Raw genomic sequence first — 25471 nt, forward strand, 5'->3', positions numbered from 1 at the left:
TTTAGTCTTTATTTTATGCCTTTAAATCAGCGCCTTTATCATTTCGGGATTTGAACTGGCTAATTACAATTCAAAGGTTAAAATTAAGTAAATAACTTATCTGAGGACGGATCATGGCGCTGGCCTTAGTCCACAGCAGAGCCCGCTCTGGTTTGCATGCACCTCTGGTTACAGTTGAGGTGCATTTAAGCCGTGGTTTGCCTGGTTTCCAGTTGGTAGGTTTACCTGAAACCTCAGTCAAAGAAGCCAAAGACAGAGTGCGTAGCGCATTGATTAATAGTGGTTTTGAGTTTCCTGATCATAAAATCACTGTCAATCTGGCCCCTGCGGACTTACCCAAAGAAGGTGGCCGTTTTGATTTAGCCATAGCCCTTGGCATACTGCATGCCAGCGGTCAGCTACAGGCTGATTTATCGGCTTATGAATTTTTTGGTGAGCTGGCATTGTCAGGTGAAATTCGCAGCATAGTGGGAGAAATCCCTCTGGCTTTAGCCTGTAAAATTGCCGGACACACAGCGGTGTTTCCGCTGCAAAATGCGGTACAAGCCCAACAAGTACCGGAGCTTAAAGTCTTGGGCACAGAACATTTGTTGCAGGTGCACGCCTTTTTATTACATCATCAGGGCTTACCCGCTATTCCGGCTATTCCTGAAACTCAGGCTGAACCTTATCCGGATCTGGCCGACGTAAAAGGCCAGGCCCAGGCCAAAAGAGCTCTGGAAATTGCAGCAGCAGGCGAACACAATCTGTTGATGTTTGGCCCGGCAGGCACGGGGAAATCTATGTTGGCTCAACGTTTAGCCGGTATACTTCCAGTATTAACCGATCAGGAAGCTCTGGAAACGGCGGCAATTTATTCAGTCGCAGCACAACCCCGTACTCTGCAACAATGGCATCAGCGTCCCTTTCGTCAGCCTCATCACAGCTGTTCTGCTGTGGCCTTGGTAGGAGGAGGATCTGTACCCCGTCCCGGCGAAATTTCCTTAGCGCATAGTGGCGTTTTATTCCTAGATGAGGTACCCGAGTTCCCACGTGTCGTTCTCGAGTCCTTACGTCAGCCGCTGGAAAGCGGCAAAGTGTTTATTTCAAGAGCTGCACGGCAAGCCGAGTTTCCGGCCAGTTTTCAATTGGTGGTGGCGCTGAATCCCAGCCCTTCAGGGCATCATAAAGATGGCCGTTCCAGTCCTGAACAAATCCGGCGCTATTTAAGCCGCTTGTCAGGCCCTTTTCTCGACAGAATAGAGTTACAGGTAGAAGTGCCTTTATTGCCCAAAGGCAGTTTAAGCCAACACCAAACCGAAGAATCCAGTGCTGTGGTGAAACAGCGGGTGGACGCAGCCAGAACTATGCAATGGCAGCGTCAGGGCAAAGCCAATGCGCGTTTAAGTTTGAGTGAACTGGAACAGCATTGCCGTTTACAGCCGGCAGATGCGGATTATTTTGAATCCTGCCTGACTCAACTGAAACTGTCCGCCCGCAGTTATCATAAGCTGTTAAAAGTAGCGCGCACTCTGGCCGATTTAGCACAACGGCCTCACATTGAGCGCAACGATTTGCTCGAAGCCTTGAGTTACCGCTCTTTTGACCGCTTACTTAACTATTTACAATCATAGAGCTATTTAACAGCTTTAGCCTGATACACACCAAAAAACTGACTGACGGCAATAGCCACTACACCAGAAAACATCAGCACAGAAAATGGCAAGGCAGTACCAGTGTAAGCCAACGCCAGTAAAGGCCCGGCCAAAGCACCACTGCCAAAACGTAAAGTACCAATCACAGCTGTCGCTGTACCGCTATGCTCTGGAAAACGCATTAAAATCATGGCATCTGCATTGGTGGCTATTAATCCCAGACTCGCCATCAGCGGCGCTATACTCAGCACAGTGAAGACCAACCCCAGTTCAAACCAGTTTGCCAGACAAAGCACAGTCGAGCTGAACAGGGCCAGCACCAGACCAAAATTCAGCATTCGCTGCGGACCAAATCTGCCGACATACCTGCTGTTACAAAAATTTGCCAGCATCAACATCCCCACATTCAAGGCAAACAGCAGGCTAAACAGCTGCTCGTTGACACCATAATATTCAATGTAAACAAAGGGGACTGCGGTTAAAAAACAGAAAAAAGCAAAAGAGGCAAACATCGAAGTCGCAATTTGTGGTCGTGCCGCCACATGAGCAAAAACAAAACGGTAACCAGCCAGAAACTCCAGTTTTCGCCCTTTAACCACAGGCACAGGATCGGGTAAAAAGAGCCAGGTCAGCAGCAGTATTAAAGACGAATACAAAGCCAGTACCAGAAATATGTGCTGCCAGTGGCCAACCCATAACACGGCGCTGCCAATGGCAGGTGCTATTAAAGGTGCCATCATCATAATCATCGACACATAGGACATGCCTTTAGCCGTGTTTTCCTGATACAAAGCACGGATAATACCAGGCACCACAACAGTGGCCGCGCTGCCCGCAAAAGCCTGAAAAGCGCGTAAGCCCAACAGCCATTGTGCATCCTGACAAAATACCAGAGCAAAACTGGCCAGGCTGAAAAACAACAAGCCACCTAATGCCAGCGGACGACGACCTATGGCATCAGCCAAAGGACCAAAAATCAACATCCCCAGGCCATAAGCGGCGAGGTAGATGCTTAAGGACTGTTGGATCAGGCCTATCTCTGTGCCCAGTTCATCTGCCATCACTGGCATAGCGGGCAAATACATATCGATAGCCAAAGGAGTTGTGGCAACTATACTGGCAAGAAGCAGCAACATACCAAAAGAGACTGTTTTACTCATCATAATACTCAGGCAGGAACTAAATAAATGATAACTGATCTCACTAAGATTACTGCAGGCTAAATCGCAAGAATTGCGACATTGGTCCTGAACTATGCTAAATAAACAGAGTCTTCCCGGAGTTTTGATATGAAATATCTTGTTGTTTTACTAAGCCTGCTCTGCCCACTGCTGCTGGCCGCACCAATAAAAGTAGGTTTGCACGATTCAGCACCCTGGGCCTATCGCAATACTCAGGGTGAAATTACAGGGCTGGATTATGAAATAGTTAAAACCATTTTGCAGCGTGAGGGCATTGAAGCTGAATTCGAGCTCTACAGCTACAGCCGCTTATTAAAACTCTTTTCAGAGCAAAAGCTGGATATAGCCAGTCCTGTTGCTGTGCCTTATCCGGGGGCTTTCTATAGCCAGCCTTACTTTACTGTGGTGGATGTTGCGGCGACGAAAAGCACCAGTCCGTTGCTCATCAAAAAACTGACGGATCTGGAAGGAAAAACCATAGTTGCCTACCAGCAGGCCAGTGAAGTATTGGGTCCGGATTTTGCTGCCATGATAAAAAAAGCCCATTATCTGGAAGAAGCCGACAGAGTTCAGCAGTTTGAATTATTGATGAACGACAGAGTGCAATTGATGATAGGAGACGCCAAAGTGTTGGCGTATTACGCCACTAAACACTACGGTGCTGGCAGTATCAAGATCCATAAGATCTTTCCATCCGTTGATTATCCTGCGGCATTCTGGAGTGCAGAATTACAGGCTAAATTTAACTCGGGGCTGCTGCACCTGACCGAGTCAGGCGAGTTTGACCGGCTGCATGCTAAACCCCGGCTTTAATCCAGACTTTTGATGATGACCGCCGGATTGCCCGCCACCACTTTAAACGCAGGTACATCTTTCGTCACCACAGCACCAGCTGCTATCACAGCGCCTTCACCTATGGTAACGCCAGGTAAAATAATAGCGCCACCGCCCACCCAGACTGAATTGCCTATAGTGACAGCTTTGCCTTGTTCCAGCCCTGTCTTGCGCTGAATAGCATCCAGCGGATGAGTTACAGTATAAATCTGCACCCCTGGGCCAAACAGCACATCGTTGCCAATACTGACTTTAGCCGCATCTAAAATGACGCAGTTATGATTGGCATAAAAATTCTGGCCCAGTTCAATATTTTTGCCATAGTCACAGAAAAAGTTGGGTTCGATGTAACAGCTGCCTACGCTGCCAAAGAGTTGTCGCGCTAACTCTTGATGAGCTTTAAAAGGCAGAGGGCCTTGTTGATTGAGCTGAGCACACAAAGCTTTGGCATCGAGTCGTTGCTTCGCCAGAGCTTTATCTGCCGGATTAAACCACAAAGCTGCGGCCATTTTTTCCTGTTCTGTCATCTGTTACTGCCCTTGTTTAACTTATAGATAAGTGAGTGCTGCTGGCTGAGCTGTTACCATAAAGCTTCAGGCTTTTTATAGTGTTATGCGCTGGAATAGAGATATACTAAGGTTAATGTCGTTGTTTAGCCGGGTTTATAAGATGAAAAAAACTAAAGTAGTGACCACCGAAGAAATATTACTCACCCTTTGTCAGTCCGTTACTCAGGTGTTAGCTGCCGCTGGCAACGATAAGGTGGCCTATTCACCTATGGTGCAGAAAATTCATAAAACCTGCCTGCGTCCTGACCTTGGTTGCTTTGTGTTATTTGATGGTGGCTTTTCTGGTTTGGTCATTATCAACTTTACCTCGCAAGCAGCAATGGAAATTTACCGTAAATACATGATGAGCATGGGCATGCCCGAATCTGAACTGGCTAATTTCCATACCTCAGACGAAGTGGGTAATGTCATGGGCGAGCTGATGAACCAAATCGTCGGCGACTTCACCAACAGAGTCCGTATGGAGCTGCAAACTTCTATTAATCAAAGCCAGCCGAAAATGATGGCGATTAATAAACAAGTGCAAATCATGATCAACACTCAGCTGGATCAGCCTCAGGCTCGCCGGGTGACTTTCAGCACACCAAACCATGCAATTTTCTACATGGAATTGTCGATGGATAAAACTGAATTTATCCAACTGCACGATTTTATCCCAACCCAGGATGAAAATCCGGACGATATTATTGCCAATACCAATGCAGCAGAATCTGAAGCGTCGGAATCTGTAGAAGTATTAACCTCTGATGCAGATGATGATTTCCTGAAAAATCTGGGGCTGTAAGGTCTACACTCTGCCATCAGAGCGCGACTCAGATGGCAGTTTTATCCGAAAACTGGCACCACCCAAACTGCTTTGGCCCACTTCAATACTGGCCTGATGCCATTCAAGCACCCGGCAGACAATAGCCAGGCCTAAACCAAAACCACCAAAACCTTTTTGCCGACTGGGGTCTAACCTTACAAAAGGTTTAAGTATTTCCGCTCTTTTTTCTGGCGCTATACCTGGACCATCGTCTTCAACACAGAGCTCAATAGCCTCTGGAGCAGATTGCAGCACCAGCACTACTCTGGTGCGGGCAAAGCGCTTGGCATTGACCAACAAATTTTGTACTGCACGCTCCAGATAATGGCCATCACACACATAAATACAACCCGTCTTCACTTGCAGTTCAATAGCTGCACCGGGCAAAGGAGATAGCTTCTCCACTAAGTTCTGCAGTAACTCAGACAAGTCGACCTTCTGCATCTTTAACTGAGGTTGTGTGGATTCAAGACGAGCATAATCCAGCATTTCGTCTACCAGTTGCTCCAGCTCTTTGACATCATTCAACATCAATTGTTTTTCGTCCTGCGTTAAAGCAGACAATTCCAGAGCAAAGCTTAACCGGGCCAAAGGAGTACGCAACTCATGCGAAACCGCCTGCGTCATTTCACGTTGCAATCCCAACAAACGCTGGATTTGTTGTCGCATCTGTTCAAAGCTGATGGCAATAGGGGCAATAAAAGATCGAACAGGAACAGCAGCAGTGCCTGTCGGATTCAGCAATTGCTGTTTTAACTTTTGGATATCGCGGGCAACAGGCCAGAGCCATAACCAGACAGCTACTGCCAGCAAGCCCAAAAATAACAAACTAAACCAATAGGAAGGAACTGTACTCTCGCTCAGATCTGTAGGACCCAATTGCCATAACTCGCCTTGCTGCATGGCATAAAAAAACACCTGGTCCCGGGTAAACAAAGGCACAACCTGCCCCGCGTTTAATGCAGCTCGTTCAGTTTCAGACCATAAAATGCTGCCTGCGGGCAACAAAGTGACAGGCAAAGCTGAGGATAACTGAGCTTGCGGCAAAGATTGAGTACTGAGTTGTCCGGCAAGATTGTCTGCGATCAACATCACCCAAGGCGGAACCTGACTTTGTGTTTCCTGCCAGATCCGCTCGACAGTCCAACCAACACCAATCAGCACCAGCGAAATAAACAGGTAAAAATGCAGAAATAGCCTGGGCACTTACTAGCTGTTCCAGGCATCAGCAACAAACAAATATCCTTTGCCCCACACCGTCTTAATCCGGAACGGCGTTTCGGCGTTGTCATTCAGCTTACGGCGCAAATGCGATATCCGAACATCTACAGTGCGGTCCAGCCCATCGTATTCACGTCCAATAATCTGTTTATGAATGGCCTCACGTTTTACCGTCTGGCCAGCATGTTTGGCTAACATCCATAACAAATCAAACTCATAACTGGTTAATTCAACCAGTTGCCCATCAAAGTGAGCTTCGCGGGCACTATTATTCAGGTTCAGCTTGCCAAAGCTAAGCTCCTGATTTTCAGTTTTCAGAACCGGGTTGCCTCGTCTCAATAGGGCATGCACCCGTGCCAGTAATACACGAGGCTCCACAGGTTTAATCACATAGTCATCTGCACCCAATTCCAGACCCAACACCTGATCAATATCACCTTGTTTGGCGGTTAACATCAACACAGGAGCGGTAAACCAGGGACGGATAGCACGGCAAATGCTGAAGCCATCCATACCAGGCAGCATCAAATCCAGAATAACCAGATCAGGTTGCCAGGTCTTGCAAATAGCCGGAACTGTCTCACCACGACTTTCCAGTCGCACGTCAAAACCATGTTGCTGCAAAAAGCTCTGCACTAAAGCCGCCAGGCGGGCATCATCTTCAACTAATAAGATTTTTTGCATTAAAACACACTCCAGGGAGCCACCAGACGACGTCTTTTTTCCGGCTGACGGCTTAAGACAATTAACTCTTTTTGCAACAACACTTGTGTGCCATTTTGCAATCTTACTTCTGTTTTACCTGGCCAGTTCAACTCTTGCTGCCACTGTCCTTGTTCTGCCTGTTGCCAACACTGCATTCGCTGCTGTGCAAAATACAAACATAAGTTTTCCGCTTTATTGCTGGTCCAGCTCACCGTCAGCAGGGCTTCGCAATTTTGTTCCACTGTTGCGGAAACACAAAAAGCCGGACTTACAGACCAGCATAATTCAGCCCTGCATTCGGGAACAGGAGCATTCGCCAGCAGTATGTTACTGACGAATAACAGCCCTAACATTCCCTATCCTTGCATCAATAAAAGCGATAACTCACACCTACAAACCAGGTCTGCACTGAATCATCCTGCACTAACGGGCTATCCGTCATTGCATCGTCCAAATGCAGATATCTATAAAAAGTCAGTAATGACCAGCGCGGATCCAAAGCCTTTTGCCAGCCTAAACGCAGTTCAGGTTGCCAACTGGCACGCCCCTGATATCGCTGCAGATAATACAGTTCATCCTCGTCGACACCATAATAGGTATCGATCAATTTGGCACTTTTCCAATATAAAGTGGTACTTAGATCAAATTGTCCACCAGCAAAAGGCCAAAAACCTGACCAGCTCAGACTGGCGTTCTGACCTTCATACTTTGAACTGATATCTTGCCAAAGGTTTAATCTGCCTTGCCATTGTTCGCCAAACCAGTTGAACTGCACTCCGGCATCTACGGCAGTTGGGCGTTTTTTAACATGCTCAATGGAGACGGCTGCCAGAGATTTCTCAGTCCCAGTGTCCACTTCGGGTGGTAAAAAAGCCCCTGAGCTACTCAATGTCACCACATTGCCGGCAAACCAGCGCTGAAAATAGCCTTTTTCTGAATTCAGCCGCATCACAATACTGGCGGCGAATTGATCATTTTGTTGCAGGCTGTAGCCCAAAGTACCATTGTCGATAAACCAGGAGTCAGCGTAGTAACTAAAGTCCGGCAAGATCAGCATAGGGAAGCTGTCGCCATCATACAAAGGATTGCTGCGCTGTCCTGCCCCTAAAGCAACAGACAACTGAAGTTTTTCAGACTCTACACACACTTTTTCGTCTGTGGCACATGCCAAAGCTGCACTGCTGGCAAAAAAGCAGAGAAGAACAAGCCAAGTCACTGATTTCATCAACACATTACCCAGACTAAAGATTGAGCGTACTTTAGCAGTTATTGCAAAACAGCTTAAGCAGAGTTAACAACTTCACACAAATTGCAGCACCCAGTCACAGCGCAGCTGAAGTCAGACCATCTAATCCGAAGAGTTTTCCCGGCCGTATTCAGACTGTGGTAAAGCCTTTTCGCAGCTCAGGTGAAAAGGATCCAACAGACTAATTTAATGCTATGATGCCCGACACTGACAAGAATAAACAGCGCTTGGCTGCAGTACGCCACTCATCATACCCAAAGTAATGGCAGTTGCAGCAAGACGACAAGAGAAAAAGCGCAGTCAACGCAGCTGCAGCTTTAAGTAAGAAGGGTATATGAAGTCAACAAATCAGCCAGGAATAGCCCCGATGACACCGTTGAAAGGAAAAGCGACCTCCTTTGATATCGCCTATCTTGCCGGCGTATCTCAATCTACAGTTTCCCGTGCATTGCGTGACAGCCCTGCTGTAAATCAGGAAACCAAAGACAAAATTTTTGCCATCGCCAAACAGCTAAATTACAAAGTGGATAAAAACGCCAGTAATTTACGCAAACAAACCACTGGTACTTTGGCGCTGTTGCTGTTTGAAGACCCTACTGTGGATGAGTCGCAAATTAATCCATTTTTTCTCGCTATGCTGGGCAGTATTACCCGTGCCTGCAGTCAGCGTGGTCATGATTTATTAGTCTCCTTTCAACAACTCAGTAATGACTGGCATGCCGATTATGAAGACAGTAAAAAAGCAGATGGTATTATTCTGCTCGGTTACGGTGATTACAAAGACTACGAAGAAAAACTCAATACCCTGTTAGCTCAGCAAACCCATTTTGTCTGCTGGGGTGCAGAAGTGCACGGCCATCCTGAATTCACTATTCGCAGCAATAACCTGCAAGGTGGTAAGCTGGCCGGACAGCATCTGTTACAACAAGGGCGGAAGCGTTTTGCTTTTATTGGCAATGCGTCCGACCACAGCCCTGAATTTCTGGCCAGGTATCAGGGCATGGTGCATGCATTAGACCAAGCAGGTATAGCTGAAAATACTGTGGCGCAACTGGATGCTATTTCGACAGAGCAGGCAGGGTTCGATGCTATCAACCAATTGCATGCTCAAGGCAAAAGCTTTGATGCACTGTTTTGTGCCAGTGATCTGATTGCTATAGGTGCTATTCGTGCTTTGCAGAAAAAAGGCCTGAAAGTGCCGGAAGATGTTGCAGTCGTAGGCTTTGATGATATTCCGGTTGCTTCCTTTGCTTCTCCTGCTTTAACCACCATTCAGCAAAACACCTCACTGGCTGGTGAGATGCTGGTGGTCAATTTATTAAAACTGATTAACCACCAGCCTGTTGAGCTAACTGAAATTCAGCCAAAAATCATTGTCCGTCAATCTTGCGGTGCTGCAGAACGTTAAACTGCAGCCCAGGTTATTTTTATGACACTTACTTCCAAAGGTCTTCATCCCCGTAATAAGCACCAGCAAGCCTATGATTTTGCAGCTTTAACTGCTGCGGTTCCGGCTTTAACTACTTTTGTGCGTGATAATGGCCATGGCACGCTTTCGATTGACTTTGCCAACCCGCAAGCTGTTAAAACCCTGAATCAGGCTCTGTTAAAACACTTTTATGCAGTTCAGCACTGGCAGTTACCCGAGCAGTTTTTATGCCCTGCAGTACCGGGACGGGTGGATTATCTGCATTATTTGGCCGATCTTTTGGCCCCGCTGAATAAAGGCAAAGTTCCAACAGGTTCAAAGCTACACCTGCTCGACATCGGCTGTGGTGCCAATCTGATTTACCCTTTGCTGGCTCAGACTGAATATGGCTGGAAAGTTACAGCCTCGGAATTAGACCCGCAAGCACTGGCTGCAGCTGAGTTATTGATTAAGCAGAACCAGCTACACCATAAAATAACATTACGCCAGCAGCATAAAACCGAACAGATATTTCAGGGTATTATTCAGCCTGATGATTTGTTTGATTTAACCTTATGCAATCCGCCTTTTCACAGCTCTGCTGAGCAGGCTCAGGCGGGCAGTGAACGCAAAGCGAAAAACCTCGGCCAGAAAAATACCAGACTGAACTTTGCGGGCCGTAGCCATGAACTCTGGTGTGAGGGCGGAGAAGCAGCTTTTATTCGCCGTATGATCAACGAAAGCCAAAGTTACGCTCAGCAAGTCGTATGGTTTAGCAGCCTGGTGTCTAAACAGGAAAATGTGCCGCTGTTGCAGCAACAACTGACAAAACTGGGTGCGCAGCAGCACCTGATTGAAATGCAGCAAGGCAATAAACAAAGCCGAATACTGGCCTGGTCTTTTATGAATCCAACACAACGTCAGTTGTGGGCTGATTATCGCTGGCGTTGAAGCAAAGCAGAACAAGGTCCTGATCCAGCATAAGGCCGCGGATCAGGACGAGGCTTCATTTGTGTGTCACTGTTGCGCTGCTGTGCTCTCTTGTTCTTTGACGAACCACACAGACAAAGCCCCCAATATCATGGCAGCACCTGCCAGCATCACAATATACAGAGCTTCATTTTTAAAGACAGAGCCAAGGATCCAACCCGCCAGTAAACCTGAAACAATCTGAGGCGCGGCTATGGTAAAGTTGAAAATTCCCATGTAGACACCGGTTTTATTCGCTGGCAACGCGCCTGCCAGAATGGCATAAGGCATCGCCAGTATGGCAGCCCATGCTATACCTATGCCTATCATCGGGATCATTAAAGACAAAGCCCCTTGTGGAATAGTGACTTCAGTGATCAGCAAATCCACCTGAGTCAGGGTCGGATCGTTAAAGAGTACAAAACTCAGATAACCCACACCACCACAAGCTAACGCAAAGGAATACACCAGTTTACGGCCAAATACATTGGCCAGCTTTGCCATCACCATCGCAAAAAATACGGCAAACAGAGAATAGCCTGCGTACAGAATACCAACCCAATCGCCTGCAGCACCTTTGGCAGCCGCTATATCGGCAGGCACACCACCCATTTGTTGAATATAAACCGGATCAAACCAGTGCACTGCAACACCCCAGTTGTTCTGAGCTACAGCGGCCGGGAAATAAGTCCACATGATAAACAAAGCAAACCAGGAGAAAAACTGCACCAGAGCCAGCTGTTTCATAATGCCAGGCATCGACAGCATAGTGGCCCAGAATGACTTCATCTTCTCAGCAAAGCTGGTTTTTTCGCGCTGTTGCTGCAATTTTTCAAGGTCCAGTCCTTTGTACTGGCAATATTGTTCAGGGTTGTATTCGCGGGTTCTGAACGCAGTCCACAACACGCTGCCCAACAACACAGTAGCACCAATGTAAAAGGACCAAATCACTGAATCAGCCACCTGGCCGGTTTGTGAAGCGTTATCCAGACCAATCACGTTGGTCAGTACAAAAGGCAAAATAGAACCAAAAACAGCACCAATGTTAATCAGCAGGGTTTGGACAGAGAACCCCAGATTACGTTGTTCGGCTGGAACCATATCCGAGACCAGAGAGCGAAACGGCTGAAAGGTGACATTAAAAGCGGCGTCTTTAATTGCAAAAATCACCAGACCAAACAACATAGGCGGAATAAAGGCAACCACCATGGAAGAATTAGGTAACAACACCATAGCGCCAGCGGCAACGACTGCACCACCCAGCATAAAAGGAATACGACGTCCGAATCTGTTCCAGGTCCGATCCGAAGCAGCACCTACTATGGGCTGCACTAACAATCCCATGATAGGAGCAGCTAACCAGAACAATGACAATGACGATAAATCAGCGCCAAGATCGGAAAGGATGCGACTGACATTGCCATTTTGCAAAGCAAAACCAATTTGCACCCCAAGAAAACCAAAACTGAGGTTCCATATCTGCCAGAACGATAACTGCGGTTGTTTCATCTATTGTCCTATTATTTTTATGTGAATGTCAGGTGAGCGCTCACCTGAAACCGGCTCCTCTGTCATCTAATCCGGCCTTCAGTTCACCTGCAATGGACAACGCTGACGACGCTTGTTAGAGCGTTGGAGAAGAGATCGATTAGAACAGCCTTTGCCAGAGCCAGCAACCAGCTGAATACGTATTCAGCCGCTGCACAGAGTATCAAAGATCACCTGAATCAGTATGGCTCAGCCTGAAGCAGATGCCGATTTTTTCCAGATCACTATACTCTTGCAGGGAATGACGGCTTAACGCTTTTCCCAGTTGTAAAAAGGGACGCCAAAAGACGTCCCTGCACAGCGGTCAGTCGTTACCAGATTTTGACCCGTACCGCATCATCACGGTACATACCATCACCAGGTTTCACATCAAAGGTCTGATAAAATTCAGGCATATTCGACAGCACACCCAACACTCGGTACATACCCGGAGAATGAGGTCCTGTGATCACTTGCTGACGCAAGGAAGCATCACGGAACTTGATTCGCCACACCTGAGACCAGCCCATAAAGAAACGCTGATCACCACTGAAACCATCAATCACAGCAGCAGGTTTGCCCTGTAACGAGGTTTGATAAGCTTTAAAAGCAACAGTTAAACCACCCAAGTCGGCAATGTTTTCACCTAAACCTAAAGCACCCTGCAGTTTTAAATCATCAATAGGATTAAAGGCACTGTACTGGTCTATCATCAGTTGAGCACGTTTCTGGAACTGCTCTGCATCTGTAGGCTTCCACCAGTCGGTTAAGTTACCATTGCCATCTGAACGACGACCCTGATCGTCAAAACCGTGGGTAATCTCATGTCCTATCACACCACCGATGGCACCGTAGTTCACCGCATCATCCGCATTCACATTAAAAAATGGCGGTTGTAAAATGGCTGCAGGGAAAACAATTTCATTCATCGTTGAGCTGTAATAGGCATTGACGGTTTGAGGTGTCATGCCCCACTCAGTGCGWTCGACCGGCTGGCCTAATTTGGCCACCATGCGGTCGAATTCACACTGGCTGCTACGCTGCATATTGCCCAGTAAGTCGCCAGCTTTTACTTCTAAACAGCTGTAGTCACGCCATACATCAGGGTAGCCAATTTTGGCATTAAACTTAGACAGTTTTTCCTGAGCCGCCTTTTTGGTTTCAGGGCTCATCCACTCCAGACCATCTATAGCTTCTTTAAAAGCGACTCGCATATTTTTGATCAATTGATCCATGCGCTCTTTCGCTTCGGGCTTAAAGTGGCGATCGACATACATTTTGCCCAGCATAAAGCCTAAAGAGCCTTCAAGTGCTGCCACAGCGCGTTTTTCGCGTTCACGCTGAGCCTCTAAACCAGACAACGTTTTACCATAAAACTCAAAACTGGCCTGATCAAAGCTGCTGGCCAATAACTCACTGTTGGCACGCACCAGATGGAATTTTAGGTAACTCTGCCAGTCAGCAAGCGAAATTTCGCTTTGTAACTTAGCAAAAGCGGTCAGGTAAGTCGGTTGACGCACGACTAACTCTTTTACATCAGAGAGTTTGGCTGCAGCCAATAAAGCAGCCCAGTCAAAACCTGGCGCAGTTTCCGCAAGCTGAGCCAGAGTTAATTTGTTATAAGTGGCGTTACGGTCGCGGTTTTGCACCCTGCTCCATTGAGCTTCGGCCAGCTTGGTTTCTATCGCATAGACAGTGGCAGCTACTTTCGCCGGATCGTCCCAGCCGGCCAATTCAGCCACTTTGCTAATGTAAGCCTGATACTTCTGCTGAATTTCTTTCGATTTTTCATCAGTATTTAAATAATAATCACGGTCTGGCATACCTAAACCTGACTGGTTCGCCAGGGCAATATACTGATCCGATGCTTTTTGATCCTGACCGACAAATAATACGACAGGAGTACCGGTACGAGCAGCCTGGAATTCGCCCCACAGCTTGGCTAAATCGGCATGAGAAGTCAGAGCTTCTACTTTGGTAAAGTCGGCTTTTAATGGCTCTAAACCTAAAGTGTCCAGAGTCGCCGTATCCATATAAGAGCGGTAGAAGTCGGAAATCTTCTGAGTATCTGTGCCTGCTTCTGCCGTTTGGCCCGCCAGTTCCTGCACTATTGCCAGCACTTGTTTGTCAGCGTTTTCACGCAATTCGTCAAAACTGCCCCAACGGCCTTTGTCGGCTGGTATTTCAGTTTTTGCCAGCCAGTTGCCGTTTACATAACGGAAAAAATCCTGGGCTGGTTTCACGCTGGTGTCCATATTGGACAGCTCAATACCTGAAGTTAAGGTTTTTACTTCAGCCACAGCAGCAGGTGTTTCTGTGGATTGAGTTGGGGTTTGGGCTTTATCACAGCCTGCCAGTGCCACAAGCACTGCAAGGGCCAGAGTAGATTTATTTAACATGGTTTTTCCTGAAATTGATTTTAGTTATCAGTTTTTACGCAAAACCAGTGTAGAGAAAAGAAGGGTATTGTCCAGTCTTAAGATTTGGGCTGCGACTAGTGGCAAATCAAACCAGATAAGTCTCTGCTCTGGCAAATAATTGACGGAGAAATTGTCAGTCAGGCTTCCAGGCCTTCAGCAATCTGAGTGGTCACCTGAACCAACCATGGCCTGTCTTGTTCAGCCACAGGTACATCCAGCTCGCTAAGCACAGCTACAGCCAGTTGTTGCAGCGTGTCCTGCAGCGCTAAAGGCAGATGATTATCCGGATCGCTGACTAAACCTGACACAGTCAACCACAGTACCCGAAGATCAGCCAAAGCTTTAGTTTGCTCCAGCTCAGAACCTTGTTGTGCCAGTTCAAGCTGATAGAGGACACGTCGAAACACCTGAGCCTCGAGGGCTTTGGTGTTTGACGCTAAAAGCCGGGTAGCACGATACAGCTCCAATGGTTTGCGCATCGGAAGGACTTAGTTAAATAAACTCAGTAAAGAGCGAGCGCCTTGATCTTTATTGCCTATACCCATGGCCTGTTGTTTTAATTGCTGACGGGTTTCTTCAGCCTGCTTTAACAAAGCAGCTCTGCTGTCTTCATCTGGCGCAGCACGGGCTGAATTGCGGCCCCCTGTACGTTCAGATTCCAGACTATTCACTGCTTTACTGACTGCTGTTGCAGTTTCCAATTGGGCTTTGAGCTTTTTATCGTCTTTTGCCAGACGTTCTGTACTGTCGGCCACTGCAGTCTCAGCCGTCGCCAGTACACTGGCTTTGCCCTCTTTACCATTTAACAAATCACGGGCTTCGGCTGCTGAGCCTATTTTCTCCGGCAGGCCCAGGCTTTTATTCAGGGTACTGCTGCGCAGTTCAGACTGACTGCCATAACTATTAATAGTCACTTTGCTGCTGTCTTTATCGGTCAGCAAATTCAAGCCTTTGCCGCCATCAGCGCCTTTATAGCTGGCACTTTCCAGTGATTTTTCAATGCCGGTACGCAATTCAGCATACTGTTTTTGTAACTTTTCACGATCAGGAGCAGCCAACGAATCATCTGCCAGTTGAGTGGCCACTTCCCGTACTTTCACCAGTGAATCTTTAATCTCTGTTGTGGCGGCCTGTGCACTTTCCACAGCACCTTTGCCCTTCGCCAGACTTTGCTGCACAGCCGAATAGTCTTTGGCCGAGTTACGACCAGGGCTAAATTCCAGTTCCGCTTTTTTGCTGGCTGGCGCTGTAGTTTCTGTAGTGGCCACATTGGAACCAGCACTGGCTGTAGCAGGATTAACCACCGGGTTTGACGGCATAAAGCCCGGGCTGATGTTGTTGATCATGAAAAACTCCATCTGGACTGGCGACCAGAAATTAAACTACTTACTAGTTTAACCCTGCAGCGCTGTTTCGCCAGTTTAATATGGCTATTTTATCGCCAGTTCACCATGCAGAAAGGCTTTTGCTTTAGACTGGCCACCGTGTCATTGAAAAGGATGGATATGCAACAGCTACTGCTGATTTACGATGGAGACTGCCCTTTGTGCCGCAACTATGTGGCATCGCAGCGGCTGCAAAAACAATTCGGCGAACTGACGCTGCTCAATGCCAGAGATTTGCCTGAACGAGCCCCGCTGTTACTGGCTGAACTGCATCATCTGGGTTTGGTTATAAATCAAAGCATGCTGTTAAGAGTGGACGGTCGCTGGTTAAAGGGAGCTGAAGTATTACAACTACTGGCCTCACTGAATGAAGCCAGTTGGCGCAACAGGCTTTGGTTGTATTGGTTTCAATCTGCACGCCGGGCCCGCTTTAGTTATCCACTGCTGCGGGCCGGACGCAATCTGTTATTAAAGCTGTTAAAAATACCACCTTTGCCTTACTGAAGCTCTAACACCAGACTGCCACGGGAAGGTAGTTGCAGACTGCCATTGGTGGTGATGCTTTTGCCTGTCATTACGTCTATAAAGCGGGCATTGGCTGGTAAGAGTTCAGCATAACGCTTTAGATCCACGGTTTTAGCATCAGGGTTTTTATTAAAAAACACCCACAGCTGTTTGTTGTGCTGATAACGCACATAACTGTAAATACCATCGACCGGGCTGAAATGTTTCATCTTTCCTTGATGTAATACAGCGTTGTTTTTACGGTAATTCGCCAGGGTTTTGATCAGTTGCTGTGCCTGTAGCTGAGCCTGGTTTAAACCTTTGCCGCTAAATGCATTCACTGAGTCCCCTGCCCAACCACCGGGGAAATCACTGCGTACTAAACCGTCGTCACGCTGTTTAGGGCTTTGCGCCAGAATTTCAGTGCCATAATACAGCTGCGGAATACGAGGTGCAGTCAGCAGGTAAATCATCGCCATCCGATACAGATCGCTGTCTTCATTGAATAACGAAAATATCCGCGCTGTATCGTGATTGCCTTCAAACAACACCAGATTGGTTGGGTCAGGGTAAATCACATCGTTGCCTAAAGCTTCATAAAGTTTGATCCAGCCTTTATCCCATGACTCTTCTTCAGTCAGCGCCGCCAGTAAAGCGTAATAGAGCGGAAAGTCCATCATGCTAGGTGTAAATGACTGATAACCATCGGAGTTTTGTTTGCCTTTTTGCCAATAGGACACCACAACAGGGTTAGCACTCCACTCTTCACCGACAATATTAAAATTCGGGTATTCGCTCATCAGGCGTTTAGACCACTGAGTCAGAAAATCTTTATCCGCATAAGAGTAAGTGTCTTCACGAATACCGGATAAATGAGCGTATTCCACCCACCAGATGGAGTTTTGGATCAAATAAGTCGCCAATAGCGGATGACGCTGATTTAAATCCGGCATAGTTTCTACAAACCAGCCATCGACAAAAGCTTTGGCGTCGACCTTTGCGGCATAAGGGTCCTGCACTGTAGTGCGGGCGTGGTTGGTTGGATGGAAACTGGCGTTGTAATTCAGCCAGCTTTTTTCCGGTAAATCCTTTAGCCACCAGTGATTGGAGCCTATGTGATTCACCACTATGTCCTGGATCACACCTATGCCATGTGTATTGGCCTCAAGTACAAAGTTTTTGTAACTTTCATTGCTGCCAAAACGTGGGTCGATTTTGTAGAGATCCGTAGCTGCATAGCCGTGATAGGAATAAGCCGGACTATTGTTTTCCGTCAGCGGTTGAGGCCAGATCTGCGTCACACCCAGTTGCTGTAAATAAGGCAAAGCCTGCTGCATACCGGCAATATCACCACCATGCCGGCCGCCAGGGTTTGCTCTGTCCAGCCCTTCGCTCATACCTTTCACTTCATCGTTTGCGGGGTCGCCGTTGACAAAACGATCCGGTGTGATGAGGTAAATTAAATCTTTTTGAGCAAAACCCTGGCGCTGTGCCGAACCCTCTTTACGCGCCAGTAAGCTGTAGTGATGCCTCGCTACTGTCTTGCCATTGTGGCTAAAACTCAGCTCAAAACTGCCAGGTTTTACATCAGGGCTCAGTTCGAAATCGACAAACAGATAATTAGGGTTTTGCACCTTCTGCACACCCAAAAGCTTCACGCCCGGATAACTCAGTTGCACCTGAGTGTGCTGAATATCTTTGCCATGCACCATCAGTTGCAACTTTGGCTCTTTCATACCTGCCCACCAAAAGGCGGGCTCCAGATGTTCGATTGGACTGGCGAAAACAAGATTCGCCATCAGCGCCACACTCAGCAGCACAGTTTTTATCCTATGAAGAGGCTTCACTCTACCACCACCCTGGCTTTGGCCTGATCCCAGTTCAGTTTCAGCAACACTTGCTGTTTGCTGGCATCAAAATAAGCGCTTCCTGCTACCAGTTCTGCTGCTGAATTCACCCAACTCAGCGCCTTACCATTCACCAGCGCGGTAGCAGGTTTCGCCAGTTGATGAACAACCAACATAGTTTCCCGCTGTTTTGGCATACCGGCATAACCCAAACCAGTGCGGTTGAATTCAAAAGCCAAACTCTTGCCTTTTGCCGCAGCACTGAAGGTCAGCAGTTCATACTGGCCTTTGCTTAATGAATCTGGCGATTTGCCATCGTCTTCATACATGTGGCCTTTGGCCTGGCTGATGGATTTATCGTGGTAATAATGCAGCTCAAGCTGACGGCTGCTGTAGTCCTTTAAACTTTGTACAGCGGGCACCATAGGCACAAAAGAGCCGGCACGAACCAGCACAGGTAAAGTGGTTAAGTCGGTCGGTTGCTCAATAGTTTTGCCGCCCTGATAGGCTTTGCCTGTCCAATAATCCAGCCAGACACCCGCAGGTAACTGCACTGGTACCGACTTCACACCAGCAGCAGTGACCGGAGTGACTAAAAAGGCATCGCCCCAGAGGTAACTGTCTTTATTGGCGATTAAACTGGTGTCTGCTTCATTTTCAAAAAACAGCGGTCGCATTAATGGCATACCAGTACTGCTGTTTTGATACGCCAGCGTGTAGTTATAAGGCGTTAAGCGGTAACGTAACTTGACGTATTCCCGCAAAATATCTTTAGTTTCCTTGTCGTGCAACACTGGCTCTGGTGCTATTTGCTCCTGGGCGTGAGGACGATACACAGGCTGGAACACACCGTATTGCAACCAGCGGATATACATTTCTTTATCAAACACTTCGCCGCCGGCAAAACCACCTAAATCCGAATGGGTATACGCCAGGCCTAACAAACCCATTTGCAGCGCCAACTCCACCTGAGGTTTTAAACCATCCCAGCTGCGACTGACATCGCCTGTCCAGGGGATCATGCCAAAACGTTGTGAGCCGGCAAAACCCGAACGCATCATAATCATAGGGCGCTGTTCTGGTTGCTTTTCTAAGCGGTTCTGATACACCAGTTCAGCCCAACGATGGCCGTACACATTATGAATTTCGTCCGCCGTGCCAAGGCTATGAATCGCATCAGCAGGATGCACTTCAGGCTCGCCTAAATCGCCCCACCAGCCTGCTACGCCATAGTCTGCCAGCTCGTTGTAAATACCTTCAAACCAGCTTGTGCCTTCTTTTGAAAATACATCCACTAAGCCTGTGTTACCAAAATAAAAATCGAAGGTTTTGGCTTTACCTGCTAAATCAGTGGCTAAAGCTTTGGCCTGAACTGCTTCATCCCAACGTTTGGAAGTGCTTAATACAAAAGGTTCAGTGATCAGCACAGTGTTCACCCCTTTGGCTTTAAAGTCGCTGATCATGCCTTTAGGGTTAGGGAAAGCGTTGTTGTCCCAGGCTAAGTTGCCCATATGGCCCTGAATATCTGGCCCAAACCAGTATAAATCCAGCACGACTGCATCCAGTGGAAAGTCTTCAGCGGCAAATTTATCCACTATGGCGCGGGTTTCAGCCTCAGTGCGATAGCCAAAACGTGAGGCAAAATTTCCCAAGGCCCAACGCGGTGGCAATGGCTGCTTGCCCGTCACTGTCACGTACTCTTCAATCAGTTTTGGATAAGTGGGCGCCGCCATCACCACATAAGCAGTGCGGCCTGCCACAGCTTCAAATTGCAGCACCTTTTTTTCAGTTTTGCCTAAATCGACAAAACCACTGGCGCTGTTATCAAACAACAACAGATACTTTTCACTCGACATCACAGCGGGTAAACCAAAGTACATTTGCTGTGCTTCAGTGGTGTAGCCATAACTGGCTTTGTTATACAAAGGCAAACGCTGGCCACGTCTGTCCATGCCGACTACCCGCTGGCCTGTGCCTAACAGCTTTTCATCATCCTGCAGCTTAAAGCGGAAGCCCCTCATTGTTTCATGAGCAAAAAAGCCTTTTTCTTCCGTCAGAATAAGTTCGTTGCCACGGTAATAACTGAGCTGAAAAGGCGACTTTTGTATTTTGACTGTCAGTTGTCCGGTTTTGAACTCTAAAAAATCATCAGTAACACTAAGCTGTCCAGGCACTTTTTGTTTCAAATCGGCTAAGGCGAAAGAAGGTAACTGCTTTTCACCATCACGCTGGTACTCCACTTCTACAGCGCCACTACTTTTGAAGCGAAGCTGCACTTTGTACTCTTCGGTTGTGATCTGCAGTTGATCATTAGCCAGTTCGTGCCGCTGATAGCTTGCAGCTTCCGCAGGAACTAAAGTCCCGGCTAAAGCCCATAGTCCAATCCAGAAAACGCAAAGTTTCTGATTCATCTTCATAGAATTCTCTACTCATTTTTAGTAGTTAAACCAAACAACACATCACTTTTGTGATGGGTTAAAAGTAACTGCTACACTGAAGTTACGACAATAAGATGCTACAACTTAGTGCAAAAAATCAGTGGAGCATATGGCAGAGTAGATGCATACGTATGCACACTCTCCCTTCTGGCTGTGCTTCTGCGCTGCATTTATAATTATGTTTGCAGTAGTTGGTATTTTTACTCATATTCTGCAAAAGCAGGAAATGCACCAGTTTGGGGCGAAAAAAACACACTTTGCGCCATGCTCGTGCACTTTAGAAAAGATGAATACGTATTCATGTTGAGATGTTGACCGAACAAGTTTAATAAAAGCATGGGTTAACACTATCGTGCGAAAAGTGCGGGTCAAACCAGAACTTAAAAAGCACATAAAAAAACAACACACCGGGGATAAGGAATGAAGAACTTCAAACTCAACATGCTGACCATAGCGTTGGCAACCGCAGGAGCAAGTTCACTTGCTGTTGCACAAGAAACTCAGTCTACAGAAGCACAAGAGCAAATCCAAAGCCAAGTCGAAGTGATTGAAGTTCGTGGTATTCGCCGCAGCTTGCAACAATCTCAGGCTTTGAAAATGGAATCGACATCCATTGTCGAAGCTGTATCCGCCGAAGAGATCGGTAAATTGCCTGATATGAGTATCGCCGAGTCCCTGGCTCGTTTACCTGGCTTGGCGGCACAGCGCCTTGACGGTCGCGCCAACGTTGTGTCGGTTCGTGGTTTAGCTCCGGATTTCACCACAGCAACCTTAAATGGCCGTGAGCAGGTTACTGTAGGTGACAACCGTGGTGTTGAGTTTGACCAATATCCATCAGAAATGATGAGCAACGTTGTAGTTTATAAAACTCCGGATGCTTCTGTAATGGCACAAGCCATTGGTGGCACCATCGACATGCAAACTATTCGTCCTTTAGCTCATGGCGAGCAGACGATGGTGGTGAACTTACGTGGTGAGCGTAACTCATTGGGTTCATTAAACCCGGATGGTAAAGAAAATGGCTTCCGCGGTAGCTTCTCCTACATAGACCAGTTTTTAGATGACACTGTAGGTATAGCCTTTGGTTATGCCAAAATGGTATCTCCAAACCAGGAAGAACGTTGGAATGCCTGGGGTTATCCTGATGCAGGCAATAACAATATTTCTATCGGCGGTGCAAAGCCTTATGTTCGTTCAAGCGAACTTGATCGCGACGGCTGGTTAGGTATTGTTGAATATAAACCTAGCGATAAACTGACCACTATAGTAGATGTCTATTACTCTAAGTTTAATGACACCCAGTTACTGCGTGGTATTGAACTGCCATTCGTTTGGGGCCCTCAAGGCAACACTTTACAACCAGGTTACACCAGTGAAAATGGTCTGGTGACCAAAGGTGTGTATAACGATGTTGAAGGCGTGATCCGTAACGACGTAAACATTCGTGACGCAGACACAATAGCGATTGGCTGGAACACAGAAATTACGGTAACAGATCTGTGGTCGGTAGAAACCGATCTGAGCTATTCAAAAGCAGATCGTACCGACTTCGGTATGGAAAGTTACAGCGGCACTGGTCGCGGTTACCAGAATGGCGTGGCTGACAATATAGGCTTCGAATACACAGCAGATGGTTCAATGCGTTTTAGCCCAACGCTGGATTACTCCGACACAGACATTATCAAGTTAGGCGGCCCACTGAGTTGGGGTAACGGTTTAACTGTGGCAGGTAATGCACAGGACGGCTTTATCAATACACCTCATATTGAAGATGAGATGACTGCTGTACGTTTGTCTGCAAAACGGGTTTTTGAGCAAGGCTCTATCAGCTCCATTGAGTTTGGTATCAATAGCAGCAAGCGCGATAAATTAAAACGTGACACAGGCTTGTATCTGACCTTAAAAGATTACCCGGCTGATGTGGATATTCCTGCCCAGTACCTTTTACCTGATGTGTCTTTAGGCTTTATTGGCATGGGTAATATGGTCGCATACGACTCATTAGCCTTGTACCGCGACGGTTACTACAACGAAACTAACGACGCACTAAATGATACAGGTCGTGTACAAAATAACTGGGATATCAGTGAAGAAGTTTTAACGCCTTATGTCAAAGCTAATGTAGAAAGCGAAGTGAGCGGAATTCCTGTCAGAGGTAACTTCGGTCTGCAAGCAGTGCACACTGACCAGTCCTCTAGTGGTTTTGCAACAACAAAAGATAGCGCCGGTTATGTCGTGGCGACCCCGGTAAGCGGCGGCGATAAATACTGGGAAATGCTGCCTAGCTTTAACTTCGGCTTTGAAGTTGCGGAAGAACAGGTTGTTCGTGTGTCTGCAGCCCGTACTCTGGCACGTGCCCGTATGGACCGTATGAATGCCAGTAATGGTTACAGCTACGATGTAACGAAAGAGAACAACACCGATCTGGATGCTTCTCCATGGAGCGCCAGCGGTAGCAACCCGGCATTACGTCCATGGTTGGCTCGTCAGTACGATTTAAGTTATGAAACTTATTTTGGTGATGACGGCTATTTCGCCGCAGCTTTATTCTACAAAGATTTAGAAAACTACGTATTCACCGAACAAGAGTTGTATGACTTTACCGGTTTACCTGTAGTAGGTAACGAGCCAGCTCTGCGTCAGGGTTACATCAGTACGCCTAAAAACGGCAATGGTGGCCATGTTCAGGGTCTGGAATTAACATTGTCCGTTACCGGCCAGATGTTGCATCAGTCTCTCAGTGGTTTTGGCGCTATCCTGAGCGGTTCATACACAGACAGTGAAGTAAAAGAAAAGGCAGACAGCCAACCGACTAAGTTGCCAGGCTTATCAGAGAAAGTAGTAAACGCAACACTGTACTACGAAAACTCAGGCTGGGAAGTGCGCACCAGTGCCCGTTACCGTTCTGATTTCCTGGGTGAAGTCACAGGTATTAGCTTGACCCGCAAAACCGTTGATGTGAAAGCTGAGACTGTTGTTGATGCACAAATTGGCTATGACTTCTCTCAGTCTAGTTTTGAAGGTTTGGAAGGCTTATCTGTATTGTTCCAGGTAAGCAACCTGACTAACGAGCCGTTTGTCACCTACGAAAATGGTGATGAGCGTCGTGTGCTGGACTTCCAGAACTATGGCCGCAACTTTATGTTAGGCATCAGCTATAAGCTGTAAGCATTAACAAAACTGCCGAAGAGGCCCCTGCTGCTGTATCTTGGCTCAGGGGCCTTTTTTATATGTGGAGATATACATGCCTACACCAATACGACATCTGGTTATAGCCGGAGGAGGAGCTGCCGGCTGGATGACTGCAGCTATGTTGTCCAAACTTTTTCCCCATCATTTGCAAATCACGCTGGTTGAATCTGAAGAGATTGGTATTGTTGGTGTGGGCGAAGCCACAATACCGCCGATCTTATTATTTAATCAGGCTTTAGGCATTAAAGAGGCCGATTTTATCCAGTCAACCAAAGGCACCTTTAAACTCGGGATCCAATTTGAAAACTGGGGTCAGCAGGGTGACAAGTATATGCATGCCTTTGGTGATATTGGCAAAGACTTAGGGCTGACCAGCTTTCATCATTTCTGGCTAAGGGCACAACAACAAGGGTTCACTGATAGTTACTGGGATTATTCCCCTTGTTATCAGGCAGCAAGCCGCAACAAATTTGCACCACTACACCAACTCCCCGGCACGCCATTTAAACAGTTAAGTTACGCCTACCATTTTGATGCTTCGCTTTATGCTGCAACCTTAAGAAGACTGAGCGAACAGCAAGGTGTTAAACGTATTGAAGGAAAAATTGCCTCTGTCACCCAGGATCAAACCAGTGGCGATATCCAAACATTAGTGATGGAAAACGGACACGTCATTCAGGGCGATTTATTTATTGATTGTTCAGGATTCAGGGCGCTGTTGGCAGAGCAAACTCTCAAAACAGGGTATGAAGACTGGTCCCGCTGGCTGCCATGTAACAGAGCATTGGCGGTGCCAAGCGCAAACCGCAGCGCTGCAGTCCCTTATACCAGAGCTATAGCACATCAGGCAGGCTGGCAATGGCGTATTCCACTGCAGCACCGCACAGGTAATGGTGTGGTGTATTGCAGCGACTTTATGGATGATGAGTCAGCACAACAGCATTTACTGAGCAATTTAGAAGGTGACGCTCTGGCCGAGCCACGTCCCATTCGTTTTACGACGGGAAGACGCAAAATGCAGTGGCATAAAAACTGTATTTCGTTAGGTCTTGCCAGCGGTTTTCTTGAGCCGCTGGAGTCCACCAGTTTGCATTTAATTCAATCAGGCATTATCCGGCTGGCAAAGCTGTTTCCGGCAACAACCGATTATGCCAGCCAGCGCGACCAATACAACCGGCAGTCTGTCACTGAATTTGAGCAAATTCGGGATTTTATTATTCTGCACTACCACCAGACTCAAAGAGATGACAGTGAGTTCTGGCGCTATTGCCGCACTATGAGTGTCCCTGACAGCCTGACCCAAAAAATGGAACTGTTTCGCCAAAGTGCGGTAGTGCAACGTGAGCAGGATGATCTGTTCAGTGAAGTGGCCTGGCAACAAGTGATGCTGGGACAAAACCTGATACCACAGCAACACCATCCTTTGGCTAATCAGGTTCCGTCTGAAAAACTACAGCAGTTTATGCAGGATTTAAAACTGATAGTGACAGACATCGTTGACAAGCTGCCAAGCCACCAACACAGTATCGAACAGCTATTAGTACAACGCAGATAAAGCCGGTCAGATAAACCTTATAAGGGCCAGC

The 25471-nt window shown here is 47.2% G+C and carries 20 protein-coding genes; 8 read left to right on the forward strand and 12 right to left on the reverse strand.

Annotation, left to right across the window (positions count from 1 at the left end; translation table 11 throughout):
- The first annotated feature begins 113 nt into the window (after positions 1 to 113).
- On the forward strand, positions 114 to 1613 hold the full coding sequence (locus P3C17_RS07870) for a YifB family Mg chelatase-like AAA ATPase (protein WP_300928899.1): 1500 nt from the start codon (positions 114 to 116) through the stop codon (positions 1611 to 1613).
- Between the two features lie 2 nt (positions 1614 to 1615).
- On the opposite strand, the gene P3C17_RS07875 is transcribed toward P3C17_RS07870, so the two are convergent.
- Positions 1616 to 2797 (reverse strand): Bcr/CflA family efflux MFS transporter, encoded by a 1182-nt coding sequence (locus P3C17_RS07875; protein ID WP_300928900.1) that lies wholly within the window; start codon positions 2795 to 2797, stop codon positions 1616 to 1618.
- Between the two features lie 126 nt (positions 2798 to 2923).
- Here P3C17_RS07875 and P3C17_RS07880 point away from each other — a divergent pair, with 126 nt between their 5' ends.
- Positions 2924 to 3628, forward strand: a complete 705-nt coding sequence (locus tag P3C17_RS07880; protein ID WP_300928901.1) for a transporter substrate-binding domain-containing protein — start codon at positions 2924 to 2926, stop codon at positions 3626 to 3628.
- Here the strand turns inward: P3C17_RS07880 and P3C17_RS07885 are convergent.
- Positions 3625 to 4176, reverse strand: a complete 552-nt coding sequence (locus P3C17_RS07885) for a sugar O-acetyltransferase (protein ID WP_300928902.1) — start codon at positions 4174 to 4176, stop codon at positions 3625 to 3627. The two genes, P3C17_RS07880 and P3C17_RS07885, sit on opposite strands and share 4 nt — an antisense overlap.
- A gap of 142 nt (positions 4177 to 4318) precedes the next feature.
- On the opposite strand from P3C17_RS07885, the gene P3C17_RS07890 reads away from it, so the two are divergent.
- Positions 4319 to 5002 (forward strand): DUF3334 family protein, encoded by a 684-nt coding sequence (locus tag P3C17_RS07890; protein WP_300928903.1) that lies wholly within the window; start codon positions 4319 to 4321, stop codon positions 5000 to 5002.
- A 3-nt stretch (positions 5003 to 5005) separates the two neighbouring features.
- Here the strand turns inward: P3C17_RS07890 and P3C17_RS07895 are convergent, their stop codons facing one another.
- From P3C17_RS07895 to P3C17_RS07910, 4 genes are read right to left on the reverse strand one after another with little or no spacing between them, the layout of a single operon-like run.
- A complete protein-coding gene (locus P3C17_RS07895) occupies positions 5006 to 6229 on the reverse strand; it encodes an ATP-binding protein (RefSeq protein WP_300928904.1) in 1224 nt (407 codons plus the stop codon).
- A gap of 3 nt (positions 6230 to 6232) precedes the next feature.
- A complete protein-coding gene (locus P3C17_RS07900) occupies positions 6233 to 6928 on the reverse strand; it encodes a winged helix-turn-helix domain-containing protein (RefSeq protein WP_300928905.1) in 696 nt (231 codons plus the stop codon).
- Complete coding sequence (locus tag P3C17_RS07905) at positions 6928 to 7302, reverse strand: DUF3019 domain-containing protein (protein ID WP_300928906.1); 375 nt, start codon at positions 7300 to 7302, stop codon at positions 6928 to 6930. Before P3C17_RS07905 ends, P3C17_RS07900 begins: the two co-directional genes overlap by 1 nt.
- A gap of 14 nt (positions 7303 to 7316) precedes the next feature.
- Positions 7317 to 8174 (reverse strand): MipA/OmpV family protein, encoded by an 858-nt coding sequence (locus tag P3C17_RS07910; RefSeq protein WP_300928907.1) that lies wholly within the window; start codon positions 8172 to 8174, stop codon positions 7317 to 7319.
- A gap of 388 nt (positions 8175 to 8562) precedes the next feature.
- Between P3C17_RS07910 and P3C17_RS07915 the strand changes: the two genes are divergently transcribed.
- The gene (locus P3C17_RS07915) at positions 8563 to 9603 is read left to right on the forward strand and encodes a LacI family DNA-binding transcriptional regulator (RefSeq protein WP_300928908.1); all 1041 of its coding nucleotides are present in this window, start codon (positions 8563 to 8565) and stop codon (positions 9601 to 9603) included.
- 21 nt (positions 9604 to 9624) lie between these two features.
- Complete coding sequence (gene rlmF, locus P3C17_RS07920; RefSeq protein WP_300928909.1) at positions 9625 to 10554, forward strand: 23S rRNA (adenine(1618)-N(6))-methyltransferase RlmF; 930 nt, start codon at positions 9625 to 9627, stop codon at positions 10552 to 10554.
- 66 nt (positions 10555 to 10620) lie between these two features.
- Here the strand turns inward: rlmF and P3C17_RS07925 are convergent, their stop codons facing one another.
- The 4 genes from P3C17_RS07925 to P3C17_RS07940 form a co-directional block, all read right to left on the reverse strand.
- Positions 10621 to 12081, reverse strand: coding sequence for an MFS transporter (locus tag P3C17_RS07925; RefSeq protein ID WP_300928910.1), 1461 nt, complete (start codon positions 12079 to 12081; stop codon positions 10621 to 10623).
- A 350-nt stretch (positions 12082 to 12431) separates the two neighbouring features.
- A complete protein-coding gene (locus P3C17_RS07930) occupies positions 12432 to 14498 on the reverse strand; it encodes a M13-type metalloendopeptidase (protein ID WP_300928911.1) in 2067 nt (688 codons plus the stop codon).
- A 158-nt stretch (positions 14499 to 14656) separates the two neighbouring features.
- On the reverse strand, positions 14657 to 14998 hold the full coding sequence (locus P3C17_RS07935) for a flagellar biosynthesis regulator FlaF (protein WP_300928912.1): 342 nt from the start codon (positions 14996 to 14998) through the stop codon (positions 14657 to 14659).
- 9 nt (positions 14999 to 15007) lie between these two features.
- Positions 15008 to 15865, reverse strand: coding sequence for a hypothetical protein (locus P3C17_RS07940; protein ID WP_300928913.1), 858 nt, complete (start codon positions 15863 to 15865; stop codon positions 15008 to 15010).
- A gap of 159 nt (positions 15866 to 16024) precedes the next feature.
- On the opposite strand from P3C17_RS07940, the gene P3C17_RS07945 reads away from it, so the two are divergent.
- Entirely contained in the window at positions 16025 to 16408 is a 384-nt protein-coding gene (locus tag P3C17_RS07945; protein WP_300928914.1) for a DCC1-like thiol-disulfide oxidoreductase family protein, read from the forward strand.
- On the opposite strand, the gene P3C17_RS07950 is transcribed toward P3C17_RS07945, so the two are convergent.
- Both P3C17_RS07950 and P3C17_RS07955 read right to left on the reverse strand, forming a co-directional pair.
- Positions 16402 to 18207 (reverse strand): glycoside hydrolase family 13 protein, encoded by a 1806-nt coding sequence (locus P3C17_RS07950; RefSeq protein WP_300928915.1) that lies wholly within the window; start codon positions 18205 to 18207, stop codon positions 16402 to 16404. The genes P3C17_RS07945 and P3C17_RS07950 overlap by 7 nt on opposite strands.
- A gap of 44 nt (positions 18208 to 18251) precedes the next feature.
- The gene (locus P3C17_RS07955; protein ID WP_300928916.1) at positions 18252 to 20672 is read right to left on the reverse strand and encodes a TIM-barrel domain-containing protein; all 2421 of its coding nucleotides are present in this window, start codon (positions 20670 to 20672) and stop codon (positions 18252 to 18254) included.
- Positions 20673 to 21113: 441 nt separating this feature from the next.
- Between P3C17_RS07955 and P3C17_RS07960 the strand changes: the two genes are divergently transcribed.
- Positions 21114 to 23861, forward strand: a complete 2748-nt coding sequence (locus P3C17_RS07960) for a TonB-dependent receptor (RefSeq protein WP_300928917.1) — start codon at positions 21114 to 21116, stop codon at positions 23859 to 23861.
- Positions 23862 to 23937: 76 nt separating this feature from the next.
- Positions 23938 to 25440, forward strand: a complete 1503-nt coding sequence (locus P3C17_RS07965) for a tryptophan halogenase family protein (protein WP_300928918.1) — start codon at positions 23938 to 23940, stop codon at positions 25438 to 25440.
- Positions 25441 to 25471: the final 31 nt, after the last annotated feature.

Source organism: Rheinheimera sp. 1928-s (assembly GCF_029269265.1).
Taxonomy (GTDB): Bacteria; Pseudomonadota; Gammaproteobacteria; order Enterobacterales; family Alteromonadaceae; genus Pararheinheimera.